The sequence below is a fragment of the Streptomyces sp. NPDC089915 genome, assembly GCF_040684675.1.
GTDB lineage: Bacteria > Actinomycetota > Actinomycetes > Streptomycetales > Streptomycetaceae > Streptomyces.
Map to the genome: position 1 here is coordinate 1 of NZ_JBFBGN010000244.1, position 4769 is coordinate 4769.

A 4769-nucleotide genomic window follows, 5' to 3' on the forward strand; every position below is an offset into this window, starting at 1 on the left:
CCCGACGCACCCATCATCACCACCGACGCCCGCCACCGCGGCGACGCCAAGAGCGCACTCATCACCCTCGTCGAACACGCCCTCATGGCACGGCTGAAGTAACGGCGGTACCCGGGCGATACGCGGAGGCGGGCTGTGTCTTAGGACACGGCCCGCCTCTGGTGTTCATAACGTTTCGACAGAGAATTACCCTCAGGCGGACACGGCATGCGTTCGCCCGGTGCCGCTGCGCGCACAACTGGCCCCGTTTTTGCCGCAGCTCGCTCTTTATGTCCGTTTTATGTGGGACGTAAGGCTCTTGGAATGGCTGATTCCAACTGTTTGGAGCACGGCGCTTAATCGTGCTGGAATTCAACGAACTAGCTAGTAGCACCGCCGAGAGGTTGTTGGTCGAGTGAGGCGAAGCAACTCGAGCCCCGCGGATGAACCCGCGCGCGGCAACTTCACCCCGCCGCCGCGAGCGGCCACGTCGCCCGTCGACGTGCCCGTGGAACCACCCTCGGGCGGCGGCAGCACCAGCAAGCTCGCCCCGCGCAACTGGCGGGTGGCGACGCGCCTGAACGCCATCCTCCTCGTGCCCGTCCTCGTCGGACTGGTCATGGGCGGCTTTCAGGTGAAGGGCTCGATCGACACCTGGAACGAGGCGAAGGACGCCGAGAAGACCGTCCGCATCGTCCAGGCGGCGGCCGAGTACGGCGAGGCCCTGCTCAACGAGCGCGACCTCAGCGCCGAACCGCTCCTCAAGGGCGACCGCACCAACGAGGCCGTGACGAAGGCCTACGCGGCCACCGACGCGGCCAAGGCCAAGTTCGCCGCGGCCGTGAAGGACATGCCCAAGAAGCAGGGCCTGGAGCGCCGCCTGGAACTCTTCCGCCAGGAGGAGCCCAAGCTGGAGCAGGTCCGCAAGACGGCCTACGCCGTCCCGGAGACCGCCAAGAAGAACCTCCCCTCCGCCGCCGGCCCCGTGCCGACCGAAGAGGGCTACGTGCTGGTCCAGCACTACCTGATGCAGTTCTCCAACGAACTGGGCCTGGGCACCGGGAACGTCACCAGCTACGGCCGCATGGTCTACGCCGTCGAGCTGGCCAAGGCCGCCAACTCGCTCCAGCGCTCCATCGGCACGCACCTGCTGGTCCGCCCGAACGAGGACGAGAACGTCCGCAAGGCCCAGCTCGTCGCCTTCTCCTCCTACGCCTACCTCGAAGAGATCGCCGCCGGCGAGTACGTCGCCGCCGGTACCGAAGAGGACACCAAGCGGCTCCAGGAGGTCATGGCCAAGAAGTCCCAGGAGGGCGCCGCCAAGCTCGCCCAGGCCAAGCAGGCCGCCGAGCAGGCCGGTACGCCCTTCAAGGCCCCGCCCGTGGTCAACGGCTCCGCCCTCACCGGGATGACCGAGGCGATAGCCGGCGGCGACAAGCCCGCCAAGCTCGCCCTGGCCGGCGTCACCCCGCAGGCCTGGCAGGCCGCCGCCACCGCCAAGTTCGACGGCTACGCCGAGGTCGAGCAGGAGCTGCTCGACAAGGCCGTCAAGGACACCGTCGCGGTCTCCGACAAGGCCCAGCAGGACGCCATCCTGACCGGCGCCATCGTGGTCGTGGCCCTGCTCGCCGCCTTCATCCTGGCCGCGATGATGGCCCGCCAGATGAGCCGCTCGATGCTGCGCCTGCGCACCTCCGCCTTCGACGTCGCCGAGCAGCGCCTGCCGATGCTCGTCGACCAGCTCTCGCGCACCGACCCGGGCAAGGTCGACACCCGTGTCGAGCCGATCCCGATCAACTCCCAGGACGAGATCGGCGAGGTCGCCCGCGCCTTCGACCAGGTCCACCGGGAAGCGGTCCGCCTCGCCGCCGAGCAGGCGCTCCTGCGGGGCAACGTCAACGCGATCTTCACGAACCTCTCCATGCGCAACCAGTCGCTGATCGAGGGCCAGCTGACCCTCATCACCGACCTGGAGAACAACGAGGCCGACCCGGACCAGCTGGAGAACCTCTTCCGCCTGGACCACCTGGCCACCCGTATGCGCCGCAACGGCGAGAACCTGCTCATCCTCGCGGGTGAGAACCCGGGCCGCCGCTGGGACCAGCCGGTCCCCCTCGTCGACGTGCTGCGCGCCGCCTCCTCCGAGGTGGAGCAGTACGAGCGCATCGAGCTCTCGGGCGTCTCCGAGGCCGAGATCCACGGCCAGGCCGTGACCGACCTCGTGCACCTGCTCGCCGAGCTGCTGGAGAACGCCACCACGTTCTCCTCCCCCCAGACCAAGGTCCGGGTCAACGCCACGCGTCTGCCCGACGGCCGCGTGATGATCGAGATCCACGACAAGGGCATCGGCCTCACCGCCGAGGACTTCGCGGACATCAACCACAAGCTGGCCAACCCGCCGACCGTGGACGCCGCGATCTCGCAGCGCATGGGTCTGTTCGTGGTCGGCCGGCTGGCGGACCGCCACAGCATCCGCGTCCAGCTGCGCCCCTCGGGCGAGCAGGCCGGCACCACGTCGCTGATCATGCTCCCCGACGCCATCACCCACGGTGGCGGTGGCGAGGGCATCCCGGACGACGACTTCACCGTCTCCTCGATCATCCCCGAGCAGCAGGCCCAGCAGGCCGCCCCGCTGCGCACGGCCGCCGAGCTCGGCTTCGACGACTCGGCCTACGACGGCTCCGGCGGCCAGGAGAAGCCGGCCGACCCGGTCGTGCGCTCCCTGGGCCGCGAGGAGCGCCGGGCCGCCCTGGAGGCGCAGCTCAACTTCGGACCGGAGCAGGGCCGCCCGGCGGAGCAGCAGCAGTTCCCCGCCGAGGGCTATCCGGAACCCCAGCCGGAGCACGCGTACCAGCCGTACCAGGAGTACGAGCAGCCTTCCCCGCAGGGCTTCCAGGCCCCGTACGAGGAGCAGGCCCAGCAGCAGTCCTACGAGGCTTTCCCGGAGCAGGGATATGCCTATCCGGAAGTCGGCTACCAGGACCAGCAGCAGCCCGTACAGCCGTACGACGGCGGCTACGCGGAGCAGTCCCCGCAGGCCATATGGCCCGAGCAGAACACCTACGCAGAGCCCTACCAGCAGGACTTCGGGAACGAATCGGAACCCCCGGCCGCTCCCGAACCGGCCGTGGACCGCGTAGGCTTCGACCGTCCGGGCGCCGCTGCCGACGCCGGTCACGCGTTGACCGGAGCGGGCCTGCCGCGACGCGGCAGCCAGCAGCAGTGGGGTTCGGACCGGAAGGAAGCGGAGCCCACCGGATCCCTTTTCGAGCAGCGGCCGCCGCGACAGCAGCAGCCCGCCGAACCGAAGGGGGCCCCGGAGGACGACACGGCCGGATCGGGCTGGCGTTCGACGAACGACGAGCGCTGGCAGCAGGCCGGCAAGCTCCGTGAGCCGAAGGCGGGCGGGGTCACCTCGTCCGGTCTCCCTCGGCGGGTGCCCAAGGCCAACCTGGTCGAGGGCGCTGCGGAGACGACCCCGCAGGGCGGCCCCCAGGTCTCCCGCGCCCCGGAGGACGTGCGCGGCAGGTTGAGCAACCTGCGCCGTGGTGTCCAGCAGGGACGCAGCGCGGGTTCCGAGCAGTCAAGTAACAGCTATGACCAGGAGCGTTAGTGTGAGCGCGATGAGCCAGGCAGCGCAGAACCTGAACTGGTTGATCACCAACTTCGTGGACAACACCCCCGGTGTGTCCCACACGGTGGTGGTCTCCGCCGACGGCCTTCTGCTGGCGATGTCCGACGGATTCCCGCGCGACCGCGCCGATCAGCTGGCGGCCGTGGCCTCCGGTCTGACCTCGCTGACCGCCGGAGCCTCCCGCATCTTCGAGGGCGGCGCCGTCAACCAGACCGTGGTGGAGATGGACCGGGGATTCCTCTTCCTCATGTCCGTCTCCGACGGGTCCTCGCTGGCGGTGCTCGCGCACCCCGAGTGCGACATCGGCCTCGTGGGCTACGAGATGGCCCTCCTCGTGGACCGCGCCGGCAGTGTCCTCACCCCGGACCTGCGCGCGGAGCTGCAGGGAAGCCTTCTCAACTAGCAAACAGGCAGTGCGTTTCGCGTCATCGCACCGTAGGGTGCGGTGGCGCGGTTCCACAGGGAGTACTGCGTTCTTGGAGTCGGAGGAGGAAACGTGACAACACCCGGAGGACATCCTTATGGCGGCCAGCAGCCGCAGGGTGGGCACGACCAGAACCGCTTCAACTTCCCCTCCTCTCCCAGCCGGCCGATGCCGGAGCAGAACCCCTACGCGCAGCAACCGTACGGCCAGCCCCAGCAGCCCCAGGCGCCCCACCGGCTTCCGCAGCAGCCCCCCCGGGCCTCGCAGCCGCAGGCTCCCAAGGCGCACAACCCGCTGGTGCGTCCGTACGCGATGACCGGCGGCCGTACCCGGCCGCGCTACCAGCTCGCCATCGAGGCGCTGGTCAGTACCACGGCGGATCCCGCCCGGCTGCAAGGGCAGTTGCCCGAGCACCAGCGCATCTGCCGCCTGTGCCAGGAGATCAAATCCGTAGCGGAGATCTCGGCACTTCTCTCCATTCCTCTTGGTGTCGCCCGCATCCTCGTAGCCGACCTGGCGGAGGCGGGCCTTGTCGCCATCCACCAGCCCGGCGGCGACGAGTCCGCGGGCGGTCAGCCAGATGTGACACTGCTCGAAAGGGTGCTCAGTGGACTTCGCAAGCTCTAACGGCGGAGCGGCTCGCTCCACCACCTCCGCGAAGATCGTGGTGGCGGGCGGCTTCGGCGTGGGCAAGACCACGTTCGTCGGCGCGGTCTCCGAGATCAACCCGCT

3 protein-coding genes and 2 pseudogenes are annotated in these 4769 nt (G+C 69.3%); all 5 read left to right on the forward strand.

Annotated elements, in window-relative coordinates:
• Nucleotides 1-102 (forward strand): annotated as a pseudogene (locus AB0O29_RS34120) (ATP-binding protein); the annotation flags it as partial.
• Nucleotides 103-394: 292 nt separating this feature from the next.
• Nucleotides 395-3592, forward strand: a complete 3198-nt coding sequence (locus AB0O29_RS34125) for a nitrate- and nitrite sensing domain-containing protein (protein WP_365159801.1) — start codon at nucleotides 395-397, stop codon at nucleotides 3590-3592.
• Nucleotides 3593-3602: 10 nt separating this feature from the next.
• Nucleotides 3603-4016, forward strand: coding sequence for a roadblock/LC7 domain-containing protein (locus AB0O29_RS34130; RefSeq protein ID WP_030037347.1), 414 nt, complete (start codon nucleotides 3603-3605; stop codon nucleotides 4014-4016).
• A 93-nt stretch (nucleotides 4017-4109) separates the two neighbouring features.
• Nucleotides 4110-4664, forward strand: coding sequence for a DUF742 domain-containing protein (locus AB0O29_RS34135; RefSeq protein ID WP_365159804.1), 555 nt, complete (start codon nucleotides 4110-4112; stop codon nucleotides 4662-4664).
• Nucleotides 4645-4769: pseudogene (locus tag AB0O29_RS34140) on the forward strand (ATP/GTP-binding protein); the annotation flags it as partial. The gene AB0O29_RS34135 and the pseudogene AB0O29_RS34140, both read left to right, overlap by 20 nt.

Excerpts from the sequence above, each read along its gene's own strand:
- AB0O29_RS34130 (WP_030037347.1), top strand. The coding sequence starts at position 3,603 with ATGAGCCAGGCAGCGCAGAACCTGAACTGGTTGATCACCAACTTCGTG.